Annotated in this window: 16 protein-coding genes; 7 read left to right on the forward strand and 9 right to left on the reverse strand. The window is 58.4% G+C overall.

Going from position 1 to position 20,528, the window contains the following annotated elements; genetic code table 11:
• Positions 1–213: 213 nt before the first annotated feature.
• The gene (locus BFP89_RS09020) at positions 214–1,005 is read right to left on the reverse strand and encodes a crotonase/enoyl-CoA hydratase family protein (protein ID WP_065885147.1); all 792 of its coding nucleotides are present in this window, start codon (positions 1,003–1,005) and stop codon (positions 214–216) included.
• A 422-nt stretch (positions 1,006–1,427) separates the two neighbouring features.
• On the opposite strand from BFP89_RS09020, the gene BFP89_RS09025 reads away from it, so the two are divergent.
• Both BFP89_RS09025 and BFP89_RS09030 read left to right on the forward strand, forming a co-directional pair.
• Positions 1,428–3,101, forward strand: coding sequence for a DEAD/DEAH box helicase (locus BFP89_RS09025; protein ID WP_065885148.1), 1,674 nt, complete (start codon positions 1,428–1,430; stop codon positions 3,099–3,101).
• A 220-nt stretch (positions 3,102–3,321) separates the two neighbouring features.
• Positions 3,322–4,527, forward strand: a complete 1,206-nt coding sequence (locus BFP89_RS09030) for a hypothetical protein (RefSeq protein WP_065885149.1) — start codon at positions 3,322–3,324, stop codon at positions 4,525–4,527.
• 184 nt (positions 4,528–4,711) lie between these two features.
• Here the strand turns inward: BFP89_RS09030 and BFP89_RS09035 are convergent, their stop codons facing one another.
• Positions 4,712–5,479 (reverse strand): DODA-type extradiol aromatic ring-opening family dioxygenase, encoded by a 768-nt coding sequence (locus BFP89_RS09035; protein WP_065885150.1) that lies wholly within the window; start codon positions 5,477–5,479, stop codon positions 4,712–4,714.
• Between the two features lie 103 nt (positions 5,480–5,582).
• On the opposite strand from BFP89_RS09035, the gene BFP89_RS09040 reads away from it, so the two are divergent.
• Positions 5,583–6,239, forward strand: a complete 657-nt coding sequence (locus tag BFP89_RS09040) for a thiopurine S-methyltransferase (RefSeq protein WP_065885151.1) — start codon at positions 5,583–5,585, stop codon at positions 6,237–6,239.
• A 57-nt stretch (positions 6,240–6,296) separates the two neighbouring features.
• Here the strand turns inward: BFP89_RS09040 and htpX are convergent, their stop codons facing one another.
• Positions 6,297–7,184, reverse strand: coding sequence for a protease HtpX (htpX, locus tag BFP89_RS09045; protein WP_065885152.1), 888 nt, complete (start codon positions 7,182–7,184; stop codon positions 6,297–6,299).
• A 304-nt stretch (positions 7,185–7,488) separates the two neighbouring features.
• Positions 7,489–8,700 (reverse strand): pyridoxal phosphate-dependent aminotransferase, encoded by a 1,212-nt coding sequence (locus tag BFP89_RS09050; RefSeq protein ID WP_065885153.1) that lies wholly within the window; start codon positions 8,698–8,700, stop codon positions 7,489–7,491.
• A gap of 201 nt (positions 8,701–8,901) precedes the next feature.
• On the opposite strand from BFP89_RS09050, the gene msrB reads away from it, so the two are divergent.
• Positions 8,902–9,294: a peptide-methionine (R)-S-oxide reductase MsrB gene (gene msrB / locus BFP89_RS09055; protein WP_065885154.1), complete on the forward strand. Its 393-nt coding sequence runs from the start codon at positions 8,902–8,904 to the stop codon at positions 9,292–9,294.
• 248 nt (positions 9,295–9,542) lie between these two features.
• On the forward strand, positions 9,543–10,028 hold the full coding sequence (locus tag BFP89_RS09060; RefSeq protein WP_065885155.1) for a glutathione peroxidase: 486 nt from the start codon (positions 9,543–9,545) through the stop codon (positions 10,026–10,028).
• Between the two features lie 16 nt (positions 10,029–10,044).
• On the opposite strand, the gene BFP89_RS09065 is transcribed toward BFP89_RS09060, so the two are convergent.
• Complete coding sequence (locus BFP89_RS09065; RefSeq protein ID WP_065885156.1) at positions 10,045–12,354, reverse strand: hybrid sensor histidine kinase/response regulator; 2,310 nt, start codon at positions 12,352–12,354, stop codon at positions 10,045–10,047.
• A gap of 160 nt (positions 12,355–12,514) precedes the next feature.
• Here BFP89_RS09065 and BFP89_RS09070 point away from each other — a divergent pair, with 160 nt between their 5' ends.
• Both BFP89_RS09070 and BFP89_RS09075 read left to right on the forward strand, forming a co-directional pair.
• Positions 12,515–13,405, forward strand: a complete 891-nt coding sequence (locus BFP89_RS09070; protein ID WP_065885157.1) for an ATP-binding protein — start codon at positions 12,515–12,517, stop codon at positions 13,403–13,405.
• Complete coding sequence (locus BFP89_RS09075) at positions 13,402–13,884, forward strand: GAF domain-containing protein (protein WP_065885158.1); 483 nt, start codon at positions 13,402–13,404, stop codon at positions 13,882–13,884. The genes BFP89_RS09070 and BFP89_RS09075 overlap by 4 nt, the downstream gene beginning before the upstream one ends.
• 150 nt (positions 13,885–14,034) lie before the next feature.
• On the opposite strand, the gene BFP89_RS09080 is transcribed toward BFP89_RS09075, so the two are convergent.
• The 4 genes from BFP89_RS09080 to BFP89_RS09095 all read right to left on the reverse strand — a co-directional run bounded on the left by BFP89_RS09080 (position 14,035) and on the right by BFP89_RS09095 (position 20,454).
• Positions 14,035–17,670 carry a transporter substrate-binding domain-containing protein gene (locus BFP89_RS09080; RefSeq protein ID WP_065885159.1) on the reverse strand — a complete coding sequence of 1,212 codons (3,636 nt, stop codon included), beginning with the start codon at positions 17,668–17,670 and terminating at the stop codon, positions 14,035–14,037.
• A gap of 8 nt (positions 17,671–17,678) precedes the next feature.
• The gene (locus tag BFP89_RS09085) at positions 17,679–18,305 is read right to left on the reverse strand and encodes a response regulator transcription factor (protein WP_065885160.1); all 627 of its coding nucleotides are present in this window, start codon (positions 18,303–18,305) and stop codon (positions 17,679–17,681) included.
• Positions 18,306–18,569: 264 nt separating this feature from the next.
• On the reverse strand, positions 18,570–18,956 hold the full coding sequence (locus BFP89_RS09090; protein ID WP_065885195.1) for a response regulator: 387 nt from the start codon (positions 18,954–18,956) through the stop codon (positions 18,570–18,572).
• A gap of 166 nt (positions 18,957–19,122) precedes the next feature.
• Complete coding sequence (locus BFP89_RS09095) at positions 19,123–20,454, reverse strand: deoxyguanosinetriphosphate triphosphohydrolase (protein WP_065885161.1); 1,332 nt, start codon at positions 20,452–20,454, stop codon at positions 19,123–19,125.
• Between the last annotated feature and the right edge of the window lie 74 nt (positions 20,455–20,528).

Raw genomic sequence — 20,528 nt, forward strand, 5'->3', positions numbered from 1 at the left:
ACCCGGCGTCCTGCCGGGTTGCCCACGGATTCAAGCCTGCGTTCGGCCAGCGTGGTTTAACGGGGCGCCTGAGATCAAAAGCAGATCAAGATCAGGATCAAGAGCGACTCGCTTCGCATCGTGGTTACCGGCGACTCGCTGCGCATCGTGGTTAGGCTTGGGCGCTGCGGAGTTGTGTAGTTGCCTATGGCCCATTAGGCCGGTATGGGCAAGTCAGATACCCTTGAACACGCCCGGCCGCTTCTCGATCATCGCCCGCACGCCTTCCTTGGCATCCTCGCTGTTGAGCAATTTATCCACCATCGGCGGCAATGCGGCCGCCGCGACGGTCTCACCTTCCCTGTGTGCCAGCCGCGCCGACATCAGCGTTGCCTGCACCCCAAGCGGCGCTTGGCGTGCGATGCGATTGGCCAACTCGATGGCGCGCGGCAGCAGGTCTTCGCTGGCCATCACTTCCTGCACCAGGCCCAGACGCAGGGCTTCATGGGCGTCAAATTCATCGCCGGTCAGCAACCAGCGCATTGCATTGCCCCAGCCGGCGATTTGATGAAAGCGTAATGTCGCGCCGCCGAACGGAAAGATCCCACGCTGCACTTCCATCTGCGCGAAGCGAGTGTTGCTGGCGCAAAGGTTGATATCCGCCGCCAGCATCAGTTCGATGCCGATGGTCAGGCAGTAGCCGTGGACGGCAACGATCACCGGCTTATTGACCCTGGGGCCGGCGAACACGCCCCAGGGATCGCAGCCACCCAGGGGCGGTTGCCAGCCTCCGGCCATTACGCCGCTGACGTTGGCCAGGTCGAGCCCGGCGGTGAAGTGGTCGCCATGGGCAAACACCACGGCAACCCGCGCGTCATCGTTTCGATCAAATTCGCCATAGGCCATGCTCAGTTCGTTGAGCAGATCCAGGTCGAAAGCATTGCGCTTGGCCACTCGGTCCAGTCCCAACAGCAGGACATGGCCCTGAAGTTCACGGCTGACGCGGCTGGTGCTGGCTTGATTCATCGGGTGTGCCCTCGGGCGCGGGTAAGGTTTCAGACCAAAGGGCCGGTCTGGACAGGTGAACCGTTTAAGCGTGATAACCAACAGGGCCGGGCTTGTGAAAAATAGACCCTGGCGCAGTTATCTGCAAAGGCTGTGTCGCAGCACGGTTTCTCAGTGCTTTTCGATAAAAAAAGCTCCCTTTTTCAGCTATTTCCGGTATAGTGCGCGCCGGCCTTTAACCGGGCCGCGTTTAGGTAGCGCAATTCCCCGAAGTCAGCTTCGGCTGCACGTCCGCACAGCGGACTCTTCCTTGACGAATCTTTTTCATTCATTCGTTTTCGCAAATCCCCGCCGACAAAGCAGCCAGGGCGACTCTTGAGTCTCAACACGGCATGCGCAGCTTTGGAGCATGGGTCTTTGCGGATGCACTTAGAGGCAGACCCATGACCCAGGAAACCGGCGGCTTCGCCGCTTTTAATCTTAACCCGAACATTCTCGCCGCTGTCATCGCGACTGGCTACGAAGAACCTTCGGCTATTCAGCAGCAATCGATCCCGATCATCATGGCCGGCCAGGACATGATTGGCCAGGCGCAAACCGGTACCGGTAAAACCGCCGCGTTCGCCCTGCCTATTCTGCATTGCATCGATCCTGCCAAGCGCGAGCCGCAAGCCCTGATCCTGGCGCCAACCCGTGAGTTGGCGCTGCAAGTAGCAACCGCTTTCGAAACCTACGCCAAGCAAATGCCAGGTGTAACCGTTGTGGCCGTTTACGGCGGCGCGCCCATGGGCCCACAACTGAAAGCCATCCGTAACGGCGCACAGATCGTTGTCGCCACCCCGGGCCGTCTGTGCGACCACCTGCGTCGTGACGAGAAAGTGCTGTCGACCGTGAACCACCTGGTTCTGGACGAAGCCGACGAAATGTTGAAGCTGGGCTTCATGGATGACCTGGAAGTCATCTTCAAGGCACTGCCACCGACCCGTCAGACCGTGCTGTTCTCGGCCACCCTGCCGCAGTCGATCCGTGCCATTGCCGAACGCCACCTGCGCGATCCGCAACACGTGAAGATCCAGACCAAGACCCAGACTGTCACCGCGATCGAACAGGCTCACCTGTTGGTTCACGCTGACCAGAAGACCTCGGCTGTATTGAGCCTGCTGGAAGTCGAAGACTTCGACGCCCTGATCATGTTCGTGCGCACCAAGCAAGCGACCCTGGACCTGGCCAGTGCCCTGGAAGCCAAAGGCTACAAGGCCGCTGCGCTGAACGGTGACATTGCCCAGAACCAGCGTGAGCGCGTGATCGACTCCCTCAAGGATGGCCGCCTGGACATCGTTGTGGCGACCGACGTTGCTGCCCGTGGCCTCGACGTTCCACGTATCACCCACGTGTTCAACGTTGACATGCCTTACGATCCGGAATCCTACGTTCACCGTATCGGCCGTACCGGCCGTGCCGGTCGCGAAGGTCGCGCGCTGCTGCTGGTCACTCCACGTGAGCGCCGCATGCTGCAAGTGATCGAGCGTGTAACCGGGCAGAAAGTTGCCGAAGTCCGCCTGCCGGATGCCCAGGCCGTTCTCGATGCGCGCATCAAGAAACTGACCAACAGCCTGGCGCCACTGGTGGCTGACGCTGAATCGACCCACGGCGACCTGCTGGACCGCCTGACCGCCGACATCGGTTGCACCCCCCGTGCCCTGGCTGCAGCGTTGCTGCGCAAAGCCACCAACGGTCAGGCCCTGACCCTGGCAGCCATTGAGAAAGAACGCCCACTGGTACCGAACAACGCGCCACGCGGTGATCGTCCAGAGCGTACCGGCGACCGTCCAGACCGTGGTGATCGTGAGCGTCGCGCTCCGGTTCCATTGGCTGAAGGCCGTGCCCGTTGCCGTACCGCGCTGGGCGCGCGTGACGGTATTGCGGCCAAGAACCTGCTGGGCGCTATCCTCAACGAGGGTGGCCTGGCACGCGAAGCGATCGGTCGCATCCAGGTGCGTGACAGCTTCTCCCTGGTGGAGCTGCCGGAAGACGGCCTGGAAAAACTGCTGGCCAAGTTGAAAGACACTCGCGTTGCCGGTAAGCAGTTGAAGCTGCGTCGCTACCGCGAAGATTGATCCGCCGCCAGGCTGATTGATCGCACATAAAAAATCCCCGACTGGTTCGGGGATTTTTTTGTTTGAAATTTAGTAACAGTACGTCGGATGATTAACAAGTTACAGGTGTAATGTCTGAATAAGTCGGGAAGGTTTTTGGGCGCTCTTCAGAAAAAGCTTATACACGTCGGATAGACTGGAAAAGTACTTTCGCTCTGGTTAACAAAAAGAGCGTGTGGAAATGAGAATACAAAATAATCAGCTGGCACAAAGTTATGAGTCCATGAGCAGGTTGGAGGCGCGCCCCATGAATAAGGGGGGGAGCCTTTATGAGGCTTCCTCGAATAAACGATCACACCCGATGCAGAGAGTGTTGGATCAGCTCAATGTCGATATAAATCTTAATGACCGCTCGGCGCAGTGTTCTCAGGGAGAGCGCACGGTGTTCGCTCACAAGACCCCTGATGGTTATAATTTAAATACCGGCTTGTTCATCAATGATACTGCTCAAGGCGATCGATATGGAGAGTTCAGGTTTTATTCGGGTGTCGGAACGAAGAAGTATCAAGCGCCCGATTGCAATGTCTTGAGTTTTGATAGAGAAAGCCTTGGGAAGCTGAAAGATACTTACCACAAGGTCGAAGGTGTCACAAAGTTCCTGCATGATTTTCTGAATTTGACACCCTGCAAAGACAGTGCTGGTTATCAGCTCTCTCCAAAAAGATTCGAATATTTTAGTCCTCTGGACAAGGCGTCAAATGGCTTTTTGATATTTCCCAATCTGCCCTATATTGATATGAAGGAATACTCCGAAAATGAAAAGACGCTCAAGGATAAAAAAGATGGCGTTACCTTGGGCGCCTGGGCGATTCATCCGAACCAGCAAATGCCTCTGGTAGATAAAATGACGGGCGAGGCAGCGACCAGCGCTCATCAACTCAAGGGCGACTATAAGAATAATTCAAGAACGCTGGATCAAATCGAGGAGGGTACCCATGTTAAATACCTCTCCTCCATTCTGGATTTGAATAAAAGCGATCTGCCAATGCTGCAGAAACTGAGGGACGATTCTCTGCATCATCTTTCTGAGGTCTATGATGTCAATGCTCAGAAAGACAAGGTGAAAATGTTTTTCCATTTTCCGGTTGCAGAAAAAACAGCTACGTTACATCTTCATGTTTGGGCAAATAAGGCGGATCACCCACTTAACAACGCGCGTTCATTTGAGCTTGATGATGTGATCAAGACCCTCTCGAGTGGACGTAATATCGAAGATCTGATTCTTCAGCGCAACGACGGGAAATACTATGTGCCGACGTCCGACACAATTGGTTCAATAGAGGGGATCCCCAATGGCGGAGCGAGGAAGAATCCTCATATCATGTCTTTCTCTTCTTCACCTGACCTTACAAATCTGCGCCGTATGACGCTCGAAGCCACTGGCTGACCCAGAGTACGGCCGAGACTTTGACCAGTGTATTGACAGACAGCTTGTCGAGTGGGTGTCAAGGACAGTGAGCGTGATTGGCTCAACAGTGAGTTGGGCGCGCTGGTCATATGATTCACCACTGCTTTAGTATGCGGACAAACCAGTCCAGATAGTTGTTCGCGAGCAATTGACTTGCGATGAGTTAATCAAATCGATAAATATCCATGCCTAACGCTCCCATCGTAAAACCCTGATGCGTGACGCTGAATAACTTTCCGGCGCCTTGTGCAAAGAACAATGGCAGAAGATGTTCATCGCTGGGATGGCTACGCACCGCATGGGGAGCCTCGCGACGATAGTCGTGCAAGGTGGTTTCATCGTTGATCTCCAGCTTTTCCACTATCCAATCACGGAATTCCTGCGCCCAGGGCTCAATGCTCTCAGGTCCTGCATGCCAGTCCAGTTCGCTCAGGTTATGAGTGATGCTGCCGGAGCCAATCAACAACACACCTTGTTCACGCAACCCGCCGAGAGCACGTCCAACCCTGCTCTGCAGGGCCGGGCCCATGCGGCTGGGCAGCGACACTTGCACCACCGGGATATCCGCCGCCGGGTACATCAGCGACAGGGGCACCCAGGTGCCATGGTCGAAGGGGCGGTGCTCATCGATGTGCGCACCCAGGCCATCGGCATGCAGCAATTCGACGATTTCAGCGGCCAGCCGTGGGTCGCCCGGCGCGGGATACTGCACGGCAAACAGTTCGCGGGGGAAACCCCCGAAGTCATGCCAGGTCTCGGGTGCGCTGGCGCCACTGACCAGCAACTCCTGGCTTTCCCAATGCGCCGATACCACCACAATCGCCTTCGGGCGCGGCAACTCGGCTGCCAGGCGTTGCAACGCCGGGCCGCTCGCGCCGGGTTGCAGGGCGAGCATGGGGGAACCGTGCGAGATAAACAGGCTGGGGAGCATAATAGGGGTCCTGAGAGTTAACATAGGCCCATCTTCAGTCAGATCATCAATCAAAATCTAATATAAGTTTTAGTGCTTTTTGATCGAATTTTCGAGGTGATTTATGCAGCCTGAGTTTTGGCAGGAGCGTTGGGCCCGCAACCAGATTGGCTTTCATTTGCCCGAGGTCAACCCCTATCTGCAGCGGCATTGGCCGCAGTTGGGGCTGGTGGACGGGGCCAAGGTGCTGGTGCCGTTGTGTGGCAAAAGCCTGGATCTGGTATGGCTGGCCAGTCAGGGTTGCCACGTGGTGGGGGTGGAACTGTCCGAGCAGGCGGTTGAGGCGTTTTTCAGCGAGCAGGGGCTGGCGCCGCAGATCAGCCGAAGGGGCGACTTCAAGGTCTACCAGACGAGTCAGATCGAAGTGTGGTGTGGTGATTTCTTCGCGCTCGATGCACAGGCAGTCGCTGGTTGCAGCGCCCTGTATGACCGTGCAGCGTTGATCGCGTTGCCGCCGTTGATGCGCGCCCAATACGCCGAGCGCCTCACTGCCTTGCTGGGCCGTGGTTGCCAGGGCCTGCTGGTTACGCTCGATTACGATCAGGTGCAAAAGGCCGGGCCGCCTTTTGCCGTCAGCGATGCTGAAGTGCGCGTATTGCTGGGCGAGCACTGGGCATTGGACAGGCTCGAGGAGCAGGACATTCTGGGCGAAAGCTGGAAGTTTGTTCAGGACGGCGTCACCCGCCTTGACGAGCGGGTTTACCGGTTGACCAGGGTCTGAATCACGCCCGCAAAAAAAGGGGCGATTCAATCGCCCCTTTTGTCTTGCCCGATGCTGTCAGCCGCGACGACGCAATGCGTCAATCCGCTCTTCCAGCGGTGGGTGGCTCATGAACATGCGTGCCAGGCCTTGCTTGATGCCGCCGTTGATACCAAAGGCGGTCAGGCTGTCCGGCATATGCACCGGCAGGCCTTGTTCGGAGCGCAGGCGCTGCAGTGCGCCGATCATCGCGCTGGTGCCCGCCAGGCGTGCGCCGGCTTCGTCTGCGCGGAACTCACGTTTACGCGAGAACCACATCACGATGGCGCTGGCCAGGAAACCCAGCACCAGCTCGGCGAAGATGGTTGCCACGAAGTAGGCGATACCGCGGCCTTCTTCGTTCTTGAAGATCACCTTGTCGACGAAGTTGCCGATGATCCGTGCGAAGAACATCACGAAGGTGTTCACCACGCCCTGTACCAGCGCGAGGGTGACCATGTCGCCATTGGCCACGTGGCCGATCTCGTGTGCCAGCACCGCTTTGACTTCGTCCGGCGAGAAACGCTCCAGCAGGCCCTGGCTGACGGCGACCAGTGCGTCGTTCTTGTTCCAGCCGGTGGCAAAGGCGTTGGCCTCGTAAGCAGGGAAAATCCCCACCTCGGGCATTTTGATGCCTGCTTCTTGAGACAACTGCTCCACGGTTTGCATCAGCCATTGTTCATGGCGAGTGCGTGGTTGAGTGATGATCTGGGTGCTGGTGCTCATTTTCGCCATCCACTTGGAGATGAACAGCGAGAACAGCGAACCGGCAAAACCAAAGACCGCACAGAAAATCAGCAGCTGATTGAGGTTCAGATCAACCCCGTTGGCCGCCATGAACCCATTGAAGCCAAAAAGGCTCAGGGTGACGCTGGCAATCAGTACGACTGCCAGGTTAGTGGCCAAGAACAGCAGGATGCGCATCATGGTTGTAGAATTCTCCTCATGCTTAATATGTCGCTTACTGCGGGGTATATAAGGTGCGGCCTGGGGTGATTCAACCGGGCGACTATTTCAAACTGTGTCCTACAGCAAAAATGTAGCGCCTTGAAGGGATTTTCCCACATCCAATCCCCTGTCGATTAGCCGCCAGGCGTGTCGAACAGCCCGTTAACACTAGGGCAGGGCGGCTGGCGTGGTGCCATCGTCGGCGCCGAGGCCGCCCTTGCCAAAGAAGTGTTGCCAGATAATCGCTGTACGACCAAATGAAGGTCGTACGGCCACATTTCCCTTACTGGCGATAGGACTTGAGGAAGTTGCCGATGCGACCGATGGCCATATCCAGCTCATCCACGCGCGGTAGGGTCACCACGCGGAAGTGGTCCGGCCACGGCCAGTTGAACGCGGTGCCTTGCACTACCAGCAGCTTTTCCGACAGCAGCAGGTCGAGCACGAATTTTTCGTCGTTGAGGATCGGGCAGACTTTCGGGTCAATCCGCGGGAACGCGTACAACGCCCCCATGGGCTTCACGCAGCTGACGCCCGGGATGGCGTTGAGCAGCTCCCAGGTACGGTTGCGCTGCTCCAGCAGGCGACCCTGGGGCAGGACCAGGTCGTTGATGCTCTGGTAGCCGCCGAGGGCGGTCTGGATCGCGTGCTGGCTCGGCACGTTGGCGCACAGGCGCATGTTGGCCAGCATGTCGATGCCTTCGATATAGCTCTGGGCGTTGTGCTTGGGCCCGGAGATGGCGATCCAGCCGGAGCGGAAGCCCGCCACGCGGTAGGACTTGGACAAACCGTTGAAGGTCAGGCACAGCAGATCGGGTGCCAGGGAGGCGGTGCATACGTGGACCGCATCATCGTAGAGGATCTTGTCGTAGATCTCGTCGGAGAACACCACCAGGTTGTGTTGGCGTGCCAGTTCAAGCATGCCCAGCAGCACTTCCCTGGAATACACGGCGCCGGTGGGGTTGTTCGGGTTGATGATCACCAGGGCCTTTGTGTTCGGGGTGATCTTGGCCTTGATATCGGCCAGGTCAGGGAACCAGTCGGCACCTTCGTCGCAGAGGTAATGCACCGGGTGGCCACCGGCCAGGGTCACGGCGGCGGTCCACAATGGGTAGTCCGGCGCCGGCACCAGCACTTCGTCGCCGTTGTTGAGCAGCGCCTGCAGCGACATCACGATCAGCTCGGACACGCCATTGCCCAGGTAGATGTCCTCAATCCCGACACCTTCCACCTGCTTCTGCTGGTAATACTGCATCACCGCCTTGCGCGCGCTGAACAGGCCTTTGGAGTCGCTGTAGCCCTGGGCCGTGGGCAGGTTGCGGATCACGTCCTGGAGGATTTCGTCGGGCGCTTCGAAACCAAAGGGCGCCGGGTTGCCGATGTTCAGCTTGAGGATGCGGTGGCCTTCCTCTTCCAGGCGTTTGGCGTGCTTGAGCACCGGGCCGCGAATGTCGTAGCAGACGTTGGCGAGCTTGTTCGATTTGCTGACCTGCATGGCGATGTGATCCTGAAAATGAACGATCCAGACGGCGTGGGCACTACCGTACTGTGAATCCTGCGCGGCCCGCACCTTAAATACGTTTGAATGCCGGTGGCGCGGGTGCCAGACTGGTGTTTTAAAGAGGCGCAATCATACGTGCCGCCTGATCCACGGAAAAGACACAGATCAGGGTTTTTCAGTTGCCGAGGTGTACCCATGGAAAAGCTGCAGAAAACCGTTGAAGAATGGAAAGCCATGCTCGATCCGGAGCAGTACAACGTGTGCCGTCTCAAAGGCACCGAGCGACCTTTCAGCGGCAAGTACAACGAAACCAGGACCGACGGTGTGTATCACTGCATTTGCTGCAATGAGCCGCTGTTCGATTCTGCCGCCAAGTTCGATTCAGGCTGCGGCTGGCCCAGCTTCTACGAGCCGATTGCCGACAGTGCCATGGTCGAGATCCGCGATGTCAGCCACGGCATGATCCGCACCGAAGTCACCTGCGCCAAATGCGATGCACACCTGGGGCACGTGTTCCCGGACGGCCCGCCGCCGACCGGGCTGCGTTACTGCATCAACTCGGTGTGCCTGGAGCTGGTGCCGCGCTGAGAAAGCGCCTCGTATACCGCCCTTTGTAGGAGCGAGGGGGGGGCGCCTAGCTCTTGCTCGCGAAAAACGTCAACGATAACGCGTGCTTTCTGAATGAGCGCGGTGCCTGTGAGTTTTTCGCGAGCAAGCTCGCTCCTACAAAATGCCTTGGGGTCTGGGTTGATGGCACGTCATCATTCCCGCTTATTAGTTTGTACACAATTCAATTGCGTACTATCTTTCTGCTTCCCTTTGCCAGAGTCACTGCCATGAGCGACAACCTGCTGAGCATCCCTTGCACCACCATCAAGGGTGAGCAAAAGACCTTGGCCGATTTTGCCGGCAAGGCCATCCTGGTGGTCAACACCGCCAGCAAATGTGGTTTCACCCCGCAGTACAAGGGCCTGGAACAACTCTGGCAGCAATACAAGGACCAGGGCCTGGTGGTGCTGGGTTTTCCGTGCAATCAGTTCGGCAAGCAGGAGCCAGGCAACGAAGGCGCGATTGCCGAGTTCTGCGAGCTGAACTTCGGCGTCAGTTTTCCTTTGTTCAAAAAGATCGACGTCAACGGCAGCGACGCCCACCCGCTGTTCGTGCAGCTGAAAAAGCAGGCGCCGGGGCTGCTGGGATCAAAGAATATCAAATGGAATTTCACCAAGTTCCTCATCGGGCGTGATGGCAGGCAGGTCAAGCGTTTTGCACCGACCACCAAGCCTCAGGATCTGAGCCAGGAGATCGAAGCGCTGCTCAAATGACCGATGCCGATCCAAGTCAGAGGCTTGTCGTCTCAGGCACCCACAGGTCCAGCAGGGCCTTGAGTTCTTCACGGCGAAACGGCTTGGCCAGGTAGTCATTCATCCCCGCCGCACGGCAACGTTCACGCTCTTCGGCGAGGGCGTTGGCGGTCAAGGCGACGATCGGCAGGTCTGGCCAGCGGCCGCTCCGGCGAATCTGCCGGCTCGCTTCGTAGCCGTTCATGACGGGCATGTTGCAGTCCATCAACACCAGATCGAAACGCTGGTCCTCAAGACACTTGAGGGCTTCGCCACCATGGGCGGCCACAATGACCTCGCAGCCAAGCTTGCCGAGCATGCCCTTGGCCACCAGTTGATTGACCGGGTTGTCCTCCACCAGCAGGATGCGCGCGCGATGGCTGAGTGACGTGGCGTCGATTCGCACCGGGTCCGCCATCGGTTGCGTGTCGCTGTGCAAATTACGCTGCAGGATCTGATAGAGCGCGTTACGGCTCAGCGGGCGGGCCTGTTGCTGCAGCGGTGCCAGCGCCGCGACTTCTTCGCCGGGCATGAAATTGCCGTAGGCCGTCACTACCAGGATCGGCGCGGTAATGCCCAGTCTCAGGCGGAACAGGCACTCCGGGCAATCGGTGATCAACAGGTCGGGATGCTGTCCGCTCAGGTCGTCTTCCATGGAATAACAACGCGGCGCCAACCCCCAGTGGGGCAGCAGCAGGGTGAGCAACTCTCCCAGGCCACTGCTTGGGTTGGTAATGACGATCACGTCGCCCGCCAGTGGGACTTGAGCCACCGCCGGCAAGTGGGTGGGCAGCGGCAGGTCGACGCAGAACTGGCTGCCGAAGCCGACCTCCGAACTGATACTCAAGCGGCCCTGCATGGCCTCGCACAGGTTATGGGTCAATGCGAGCCCCAGGCCCGTGCCGCCAAATTGGCGCGTTATACCGGCACCGGCCTGGGTAAACGGCTGGAAAATCTTCACCTGCGCGTCCTGGGCAATGCCGATGCCGGTATCGCACACCTCAATGCGTACGCCATCGCCGTGTTGGCTCAGGCGCACATCGACGCGGCCGAAGCGGGTGAACTTCAAGGCATTGGACAGCAGGTTACTGACGATTTGCCGTACCCGCGTCGGGTCGCCAATCACCTGGGCAGGAAACAGCGGGTCGATCAGGCAGGTCAGTTCCACGCTGGGTGCGGCGTTTTGCGACAACAGGTTGGCGGTGTCTTCCACCAGTGAGCCCAGGTCGAACGCGATACGCTCAAGCTCCAGTTGACCGGCGTCGAACTTGGACAAGTCGAGGATATCGTTGAGCAACTCCACCAGAACCTTGCCGGAGTCATGGGCGATGGACAGTTGCTGGCGCTGCTCGGCGTTGAGCGAGCTGTCCAGCGACAGAGCAATCATGCCCAGCAGGCCATTGAGCGGGGTGCGGATTTCATGGCTCATATTGGCCAGGAATGCCGCGCGCGCCTGGGCCATTTCCAGTGCGGTCAATCTGGCAGCCTCCAGTTCATCATTGAACTGACTCAAGCGTTGGTTGCTGGTCTTGAGCTCGAGGGTGCGCGCAGAAACGATGTCTTCGAGCTGACCCAGGTATTCGGTGAGGCGATCCTCGGCATGGCGACGCTGCTGAATCTCGGTTTCCATGTTTTCGAACTGCTGGTTGGCAACGTTGACCAGCACACCGATTTCGTCATGCTCATGGCCCGGCGGGCAGTCCAGGCGCGCCTGTCGGCGCGTGCTCAACGCTCGAATAATGCGCACCAGCGGTTGGGTGAGCATGACGTAGAACAAGCCCAGCAGGATCCCGGTCAGCAGCAGGCTGCGAATAAAACCGTTGAGCAACGTGACCTCGGCGCGGCGCAGGAAGCGGCTGCCAAACGCATAGGTGTCTACATCAAGGCGCAACACGCCGAGGGATTCGTCGGGCATGTGGCTGAGGTACAGACGGTCCTCGAATGGACGGTTGGCGCCAAACAGAAAATCGCTGACGGGCCGGTAATGGCTTTCCTTGCGCGGCCGGTCGACGTCGGCCAGCACCACGCCGTTGTTGTCGATCAACTGGGCGTGAACAATGGCAGGGGAGTGCAGCAGGCCCAGGGTCAGTTCCTGGGCGAGTTCGGCATCGATGTTATAGGCGATGCGCGAGGCGGGATTGTGGCTGATTTCGATCAGCGAGCGTATTTCACGGTTGATGGATGCGTCTTCGCTGGCATAATCAATGCCGATTTGGATAAGACTGAGCAAGGTTCCCAAGACGAAACCGACCAGCACAGTCAATCTGGCTTGTTTATAAGACAAGCGGTGGGCGAACTTGATATCCATCGAGTGTTGAACCACTTCACGTTTCCCTTCGCCCGGCAAGCATAGCTGAACATCCACCAATGCTGACTTGCCCGGCATGAATCGAATTTCGCAGCCTTGTTCGGTCTGCCGCTGGTTGCCAATACGCCATCTTTTACAAGAACTTGCCAGAGGAATAGACGTGGATTCTCGATTGAGTGCCTTTCTTGAGCGGGCTGACGCAGTGCTCGCGCGCCTGGAACCCCTGTTACCCGCTGCGCGCCAAGCCATTGACTGGAATCACTGCCTGGCCGCGCGCTGGCAGCGCGAGGGCCGCACAGGCTTTCTGTTGCCGCTGCAAGTGAGCCTGGACATGCGTTTGTCGGACCTGATCGGCGTCGACAAGCAACGCGAAACGCTGGCGCGCAACACCCAGCAGTTTCTTGACGGCTTACCCGCCAACCATGCGCTGCTATGGGGTTCGCGTGGTACCGGCAAGTCCTCCATGGTCCGCGCCTTGCTCGCCCAGCATGCCAAGGCCGGCCTGCGCTTGATCGAAATCGAGCGCGACCACCTGGCCGACCTGCCGCGCGTGGTCGAGCAACTGCTCAAGCTGCCGCAGCGTTTCATTCTGTTCTGCGACGACCTCTCGTTCGAAGCAGGCGAAGGCGACTATCGCGTGCTCAAGAGTGTACTGGATGGCTCCCTGGAGCAGGCGCCGGAAAACGTATTGCTGTACGCCACCTCCAACCGCCGTCACCTGGTGCCGGAGAACCAGAGTGACAACGACAATTGGAAGCGCGTGGATGGTGAACTGCACCCGAGTGAGGCGGTGGAAGACAAGATCGCCTTGTCCGACCGTTTTGGCCTGTGGCTGTCGTTCTACCCATTCACCCAGGAACACTTCCTGAATGTGGTGGAACACTGGATCGGTGAGCTTGCAGACAAGGCCGGCCTGCAGTGGCAGCGCGATGAACAACTCGACATTCTCGCCGTGCGCTGGGCTACCGGCCGCGGTAACCGTAATGGCCGCTGTGCCTATCAGTTCGCCCGTTACTGGGTGGGTCTCAAATTGCTGGAGCGTCAACCATGATCGATTTGCAACAGACCGGCACCGGTCTGGATGGCTATGCGCTGCTGTGCGCGCAACTGGAATCGCTGCTGGCCGATGAGCGGGATTTCATCGCCAACAGTGCGCAATTCTCCGCGTTCCTGTTCAATCAACTGGACGACCTGAACTGGGCGGGTTTCTACCTCAATCGCAATGATGAGCTGGTGCTTGGCCCATTCCAGGGCCAGATTGCCTGTGTGCGGATCCCTTTCGGGCGTGGTGTGTGCGGCGCCGCCGCTGCGACCCGGCAGACCCAGCGAGTGGAAGACGTGCATGCGTTTGCCGGGCACATTGCCTGTGACAGCGCTTCAAACAGCGAATTGGTGGTGCCGCTGGTCAAGAACGGCCAATTGATTGGCGTCCTTGACCTCGACAGCCCGTCGCTGGCTCGTTTTACCCCCGAGGACCAGTTGGGTATCGAACAGCTGGCGGCTATTTTTCTGCGCTTGACCAATTGCTGAGCGAGCGAGTCGGGGAATGCCAGTCAGTTAAGCGTACACCGCCCTTGTAGGAGCGAGCTTGCTCGCGAAAAACGTCAACGATAACGCGTGCTTCCTGAATGAACGCGGTGCCTGTGAGTTTTTCGCGAGCAAGCTCGCTCCTATACTGACTTATTGGCTGTCCAGTTCATGCAGTTGAACTTGCAGCGCCCGTTCCAGCTCAAGCATGAGCTTTTCCAGGGACTTGATCCCCGCCTCGACCACTCGCCGATCATCGTCGCGGGAACAGGCTTGTTCCAGGGCTTCGCATTGCCCGGCCAGGGCATTGGCTTGAACGATGCGTGCGGCCCCCTTGATCTTGTGGGCTTGTTCGATGATGTCCATGGGCGACGCCTTGCGCTCCAGTAGCGCGGTGAGTGCCTGACGATCATGAATGCTGCTGGTCAGCAGTTCTTCGAGCAACCGTCGACTCAATTGCGGATCGCCTCCCGTCAGCGCGTCCAGGCAACTCAGGTCCAGGCGCTGGCTCGTGGGCTGCGGTGTGATCTGCGCCAGTTGCCGCTCCAGTATCGTGAGACTGATGGGCTTGAACAGGCAGTCGTCCATGCCCGCTTCCAGGCAGCGTTGTCTTTCTTCCGGCTGGGCATTGGCGGTGAACCCCAGTACCACGCAGGGTGCCAACTGTTCGCGCTGCTCATATTCACGAATGGAACGGCTTAGCTCGTAGCCATTCATGATGGGCATGTTGCAGTCGGCGATCACCAGGTCGAACTGTTCCTGGCGCCAGGCCTGGAACCCGGCGGCGCCGTGCTCGGCGGCGGTGAACTGATGGCCCAGGTAGCCCAGTTGCTGGCACATCAGCAGGCGGTTCGCCGGGTGGTCGTCTACCACCAGCACATTGAGTACCGGGGTAGAGGCCGGCTTGGCTGGCGTATGCTCGCCCACGGTCGTGACCGGGTGCAGGCGCGGCATTTTCAGGTTGACGTGCACCTGGGTGCCGACCATGGGCACGCTGCTCAAGCTTAACTGGCCGCCCATCATTGCGCAGAGGCTGCGGCAGATCACCAGGCCCAGGCCGGCGCCACTTCTGGCCAGGTGCCCGGAGTTGTCGGCCTGGGCGAATGGCTCGAACAGGCGCTGCTGGTCTTCTCGGTTGATGCCTATGCCGGTGTCCTCCACCACCAGCTTCAGTTCGACCTGTTCCGGTGTCTGGCTCGGTTGCACCTCAACCTTGATCTTCACCTGCCCATGTTCGGTGAACTTGATGGCGTTGCTCACGAGGTTGGACAGCACTTGCTTGAAGCGCAGCGGGTCGATCAATACTTCGATGTCGCTCGGATCGGGCTTGAATTCCAATAGCAGGCTGAGGGTTTTCTGGCGGGCAAGCCCATCGAAGACACGCACCACCGACTCAATCACCTCCCGCAGATTGACGCGCTCCGGGGCCAGGCTCAGGCGCCCGGACTCAATACGCGCGATATCGAGAATATCGCCGATCAGCTCCAGTAGATCCCTGGCCGAGTTGTACGCCACTTCTATCGCCGGCCGGTCGAGATGGCCCTGGTCGGCGCGCTTGAGCGTCAGTTCCAGCATGCCGATTACCGCGTTCATCGGCGTGCGTATCTCGTGGCTCATGGTGGCAAGGAAGGTGCTTTTGGCGCGGTTGGCCTCATCGGCGCGTTCCTTCGCGGCACGCAGTTCATCAAACAACTGGCGCCGTTCACTGATGTCGATCCAGCCGCCAATGATGCCCTGGACTTCGCCGATGGAGTCGCGGTAGGGCAGGATCCAGTGGTAGATCGTCAGCTTCCTTTCATGGATATGCAGGGTGCGGTCCAGGATCAATGGCGTGCCCTCGGCCACCACCCGCAGGTAATCGGCATGGTACTGCGCCGCTTCGGGCGCCAGGGCCATGTTCATCTGGGTCACGCTTTTGCCGATCACCTCCTCTCGCTTGACGTCGAATGTCTGCAGGTAGCTGTCATTGCAGGTTTGCAGCAAGCCGTTACGATCGCGTACATAGATGGGGTGTGGCGTTTCGTTGACCAGCGCGCGCATGAACTCGAACTGGTCGTTGAGGGCGCGCTCGGCCATTTTTCGTTGCCTGATCTGGCGGCGCATGTAGGCGTTCCAGGTCAGCGAAACCAGGAGCAACAACCCGGTTCCGATGACGATCCTGGCAATCAGCTGGTTGTAATTGCGCCAATAGCTGTCGGACTCGACTGTGTAGCCGCGCCAGCGGCTGTTGATCACGCCCATTTCATCCGGGGCGATACTGAGCAGCGCTTTGTCGAGGATCGAGCTCAATTCGGTGGCATGGCGGGATGTGGCCAGGGCGAACGTCGCCGGGCTGGTGCCGATGGTGGTAGTGATCTGCAACTTGTCGCGGAACACTTTCGAGGACAGGAAGTAGTTGGCGATCAGCAGCGTGTTCACAGCGCCGTCCACTTGCCCTTGTGCGAGCAACTCGGATGCCCTGAAGGTGTCGCCGGTTTCCACCAGTTGAATGCGGGGATAGTCCTTGCGCAAGGTATCGGCCAGTGGGGTACCTTGGGTCACCGCCAGGCGCTTGCCCGTCATCTGCTCCAGGTTCAGGGGCGCTCCAGGCTCTTTGCGGGTCAGCAGCACATAGGAGTTTTCCAGGTAAGGGCGGCTGAAACTCAGCTGCGCCTCCCGTTGGTTACTCGGCACGATGGCCCCGATGATGTCGACATTCTGTGCGGCGACCTGCTCGATCATATCGTCGACCTCACGCCCGCGCTGAACCGCGAAACGCAAGCCGGTCCGCAAGCGAATGAGTTCCAGGAGGTCGGCGGTGATACCGCGAAAGTTGCCCTCCGCGTCGAAGAAGGTGAGGGGGGCAAAGGTTTCATTGACGACAACCTTCACAACCGGATTGGCCTTCAACCAGCGTTCTTCGCGCGGGGTCAGTTGCAGTTTCTTGTCGGTCAGCAGGATGTCGCTGCCGGCGCTCCAGCGCTTGGCGATGCTGTCGCGTTCGTTGATGGGCACAGCCGCCAGCACCGTGTCGACAATGCTCAAGAGAATCAGGTTGTCGTGGCGCAGGGCAAAGCTGAAACCGTAAGCCTCATGCTTGCCGAAATTGGCCATGCGAATGTTCTTGAGGTAGCCCTTGTTAATCATGAAATGGGTGGAAATGGTGTCGCCGAGAAACACATCCGCCTGGTCGAATGCCACGGCATTCAGCGCATTCTGATAAGAGGGATAGGGGCGGATATCCGCCTTGGGGTACAGCTTTTCCACCTCTTCGAGGGGCAGGTAATGGTAAACCAGGCTCAAGCGCAACCCTTCCAGGCCATTGCCGAGACTGCGGGTTTCTCCTTCGCGCGTGACCAGTACCGGCTGGTCCACGGCATAAGGGGCCGACAGTGTGAGATGGGGGTTTGCGGCCTCAAAGCCATTGGAGGAGCCCAGCAAGTCAATGTCGCCGGCTTCAAGGGCTTCAATGGCGGACAAACGGGAAGGGTAACGCAGGACCTTGACCGGTATGGCGAGCGCCTTGGCCAGTAGACCCGCATAATCCGCCGTGAGCCCCTCGTAGTCGCGGCCACTGGAGGTGAGGTCGAACGGCGGGTAGTCAGGCGCGGCAGTACCCAGTACCAGCTCGCGCTTGTACTGCAGCCACTGGCGCTGGGTTCTGTCCAGTCGAGTGTCCAGTTGAACGGTTCCCGCGCGACTCAATAAGGTGAAGTGTTGTGGGGGGATGGAGGAGTCCGCGAGCACGGCAGTGCTGAAGTACAAGCTGGCACTCAATATGATCAAATAGTCCTTGATACGGCTGGGCATCCGTTTTCTCACACTAGCGCGTTTCGTTTTGCCATCTCGATGAGCTCAACTAAAGATTGGGCTTTTAGTTTTTGCATTAAACGCTTTTTATAGGTGCTGACTGTTTTATTGCTCAGGAACATGCCTTTGGCTATTTCCTTGTTAGTGCGACCTTGTGCAAACAGTTGCAGGACCATGAGTTCGCGGTCGTTAACGGCTTTGAATAGTTCCAGCTCCTGAGTGTCCGCGCCTTCCGTTCCATTTGCATTCAATGCCTGGCTGGGGAAGTAGTTGTAACCGGATAGTACGGCACGAATGGCGCTCAGCAGTTCGGTCAGGTCGCCTTCCTTGCAGACATAACCGTCAGCGCCGGAACGCATGCAGCGCGTGGCGAACAGGGTTGGGCACTGGGCCGTGAGCACCAGGGTTTTCATCGAAGTGTTCATGGCGTTGAATCGGCAAAGTACTTCGAGGCCGTCAAGTTTCGGGATGCTGATATCCAGGACTACCAGGTCGGGCAGGCATTCACGGACCATTTGTATGGCATCGCATCCGTTATCCGTTTCTCCAACGACTTTGTAGCCTTCGTGTTCCAGTAACATTCTGATGGCAAGCCGTATAACGGGGTGGTCGTCGATAATAAAAACGGTGTTCATAATCAAATTCCATGCAGGTGCAAATAAAGCGGTCACATTAGCTCAGAAGAAGCGACAGCAGCATGAAGCGAGGGGCGAACAAGTACAAAACAGGAAGTTTCCTACGTCAAAAAAGGTAGAATCCTACAAGTCGATCGGTAATTGTGAAACTTGATGTTTGGGCTTTCAGGGTGTCTGGCATGGCCAGCGGTCAAAAGCGTTTTGCGACGATGATTACGTTATTTTTCGCAGTTGATAAGGTTAAAGTTCTTACTTTGACAGGGGTTAAGTCAAGACCATTAAACTTGCAAGTTCATCTCTGTTTAACGGTTTTGACAAACAGCCCAGCAGTGGAAGGTTGCGCTGCGCAGCTTGTGTGGTCAGTTTGAGCAATTCCGTCGCTGGTAGCCCGCTCAATAGAATCGCGCTGGTAATAAATTGACGGCGGCTGGCGATCTCCACCAATTCCAGACCGGGCAGGTCGGGCAGGCATTGGTCGCATAACATCAAGTCGTAAGAGAACTTGCACTGAGTCATTGTGCGTATGGCCTGCTCCGCATTTTCCACGGGGGTGAGTTGGTCGAAACCGAAGCTTCTCAGCAGGCACTGGGTGGCCAGGAGTTGAAAGGGATGATCCTCCACCAGAAGAATACGAAGGGGGTGTCTGGGCATAAAGAGCACACAGTAAGTCAAGCATCGATGGGAGCGTGGGGGTTGCTCGTCTGTTTCACGGCGGCGTGCGTGATTATTCCTCGGGAATATGTACGAATTCGATCAGGCCGCTCTGTTCCCATCGTAGGGCAATTCCTTTAGGGCGCAGGGCGGCGTGGTCAGGACGTTATTGAGGGCTGGAGCGCCCGGTCATTTCCCGCGCCATCTCGGTGGCATAGCTGTCGGTCATGCCGGCGATGAAGTCGATCATGCGCAGGAACGAGGCGTGTAACGACCAGGCGGGGTCCGGCGCGCTGTTGCCCAGCAAGTCGAGGATGCGCCGGTTCTTGAACGACGGCGTACGCCCGCCGTGTTGCTCCAGGGCCGCACCGCAAAACGCGTTCAGCAGAATCTCCAGGGTGGTGTAGGCGCCGATTTCATGCAGGGTCTTGCGCTTGTCCTGGAAGATTTTCTTGCGCGCCATGTCCTTGGCATCCAGTACGCAACGCTTTGCCGGACCGTGCATGTGTTCAACCAGATCGCCAGGCAGGGTGCCGGCAAGCAGCGCGTCCTGCTGTTCGACGAAGGCACGCGCCGCCGCGTTGGTCAGGTGCTCAATGGCCTTGCCGCGCAGGATCGCCAGCTTGCGACGGCGGGAGTCCGACGCGCCCAACTGTCGATACGTCTGCGGCAGGTCATCACCCACCAGGTCGAGCAGCAGTGACTCGACTTCGGCGTACTCCAGCAACTCCATTTCCAGGCCATCTTCCAGGTCGATCAACGCATAGCAGATGTCGTCGGCGGCCTCCATCAAGTACACCAGCGGGTGGCGCGCCCAGCGTTGTTCCTCCAGTTGAGGCAGGCCGAGTTTTTGTGCGATCTGTTCCAGGATCGGCAGCTCACTCTGGTAGCAGCCGAACTTGTGTTTCTTGTAGCCCAACGAGTCCGCGTGGCGGGCAGTCCAGGGGTACTTGAGGTAGGTGCCCAGGGTGGCATAGGTCAGCCGCGTGCCGCCGTCGAATTGATGATACTCAAGCTGGGTCAGTACGCGGAAACCCTGGGCATTGCCTTCGAAGTTGAGGAAGTCATTGCGCTCGGCACCGCTCATGTCATCCAGCCAGCCGCGCCCGGCGGCCTGCTGGAACCAGTGGCGAATCGCGTCTTCGCCTGAGTGCCCGAAGGGCGGGTTGCCGATGTCATGGGCCAGGCAGGCCGATTGCACCACCATGCCTAGATCGCTCGGATCGCACCAGTCGGGGAGTGCACCGCGCAGCGTTTCGCCGACGCGCATACCAAGGGAGCGCCCCACACAACTGACTTCCAGCGAGTGGGTCAGGCGCGTGTGGATATGGTCGTTGCTCGTCACCGGATGCACTTGGGTCTTGCGGCCCAGGCGACGGAAAGCGCCAGAGAAAATAATGCGATCATGGTCTTTGTGGAAAGGGCTGCGGCCCAGTTCTTCAGGGCTGTGCAGCGGCTTGCCAAGACGTTCACGGGTCAACAGGGTGGGCCAATCCAAGGCGGGTACGCTCCGTACGGTAAATGACAGTTGCAGCTTCCCGTTTCCACGCAGGCGGGGCAAGCGCAAATGTT

Origin of the sequence: Pseudomonas sp. 31 R 17, assembly GCF_900004915.1 — a bacterium.
In the GTDB taxonomy this organism is placed as follows: Bacteria; Pseudomonadota; Gammaproteobacteria; order Pseudomonadales; family Pseudomonadaceae; genus Aquipseudomonas; species Aquipseudomonas orientalis_A.

Coding starts and splice junctions, on each gene's coding strand:
- BFP89_RS09080 (WP_065885159.1), bottom strand. CDS start 17,670: ATGCCCAGCCGTATCAAGGACTATTTGATCATATTGAGTGCCAGCTTG.
- BFP89_RS09060 (WP_065885155.1), top strand. CDS start 9,543: ATGAGCGACAACCTGCTGAGCATCCCTTGCACCACCATCAAGGGTGAG.
- BFP89_RS09025 (WP_065885148.1), top strand. CDS start 1,428: ATGACCCAGGAAACCGGCGGCTTCGCCGCTTTTAATCTTAACCCGAAC.
- BFP89_RS09040 (WP_065885151.1), top strand. CDS start 5,583: ATGCAGCCTGAGTTTTGGCAGGAGCGTTGGGCCCGCAACCAGATTGGC.
- BFP89_RS09065 (WP_065885156.1), bottom strand. CDS start 12,354: ATGGATATCAAGTTCGCCCACCGCTTGTCTTATAAACAAGCCAGATTG.
- BFP89_RS09030 (WP_065885149.1), top strand. CDS start 3,322: ATGAGAATACAAAATAATCAGCTGGCACAAAGTTATGAGTCCATGAGC.
- BFP89_RS09035 (WP_065885150.1), bottom strand. CDS start 5,479: ATGCTCCCCAGCCTGTTTATCTCGCACGGTTCCCCCATGCTCGCCCTG.
- htpX (WP_065885152.1), bottom strand. CDS start 7,184: ATGATGCGCATCCTGCTGTTCTTGGCCACTAACCTGGCAGTCGTACTG.
- BFP89_RS09085 (WP_065885160.1), bottom strand. CDS start 18,305: ATGAACACCGTTTTTATTATCGACGACCACCCCGTTATACGGCTTGCC.
- BFP89_RS09020 (WP_065885147.1), bottom strand. CDS start 1,005: ATGAATCAAGCCAGCACCAGCCGCGTCAGCCGTGAACTTCAGGGCCAT.
- BFP89_RS09050 (WP_065885153.1), bottom strand. CDS start 8,700: ATGCAGGTCAGCAAATCGAACAAGCTCGCCAACGTCTGCTACGACATT.
- BFP89_RS09075 (WP_065885158.1), top strand. CDS start 13,402: ATGATCGATTTGCAACAGACCGGCACCGGTCTGGATGGCTATGCGCTG.
- msrB (WP_065885154.1), top strand. CDS start 8,902: ATGGAAAAGCTGCAGAAAACCGTTGAAGAATGGAAAGCCATGCTCGAT.
- BFP89_RS09090 (WP_065885195.1), bottom strand. CDS start 18,956: ATGCCCAGACACCCCCTTCGTATTCTTCTGGTGGAGGATCATCCCTTT.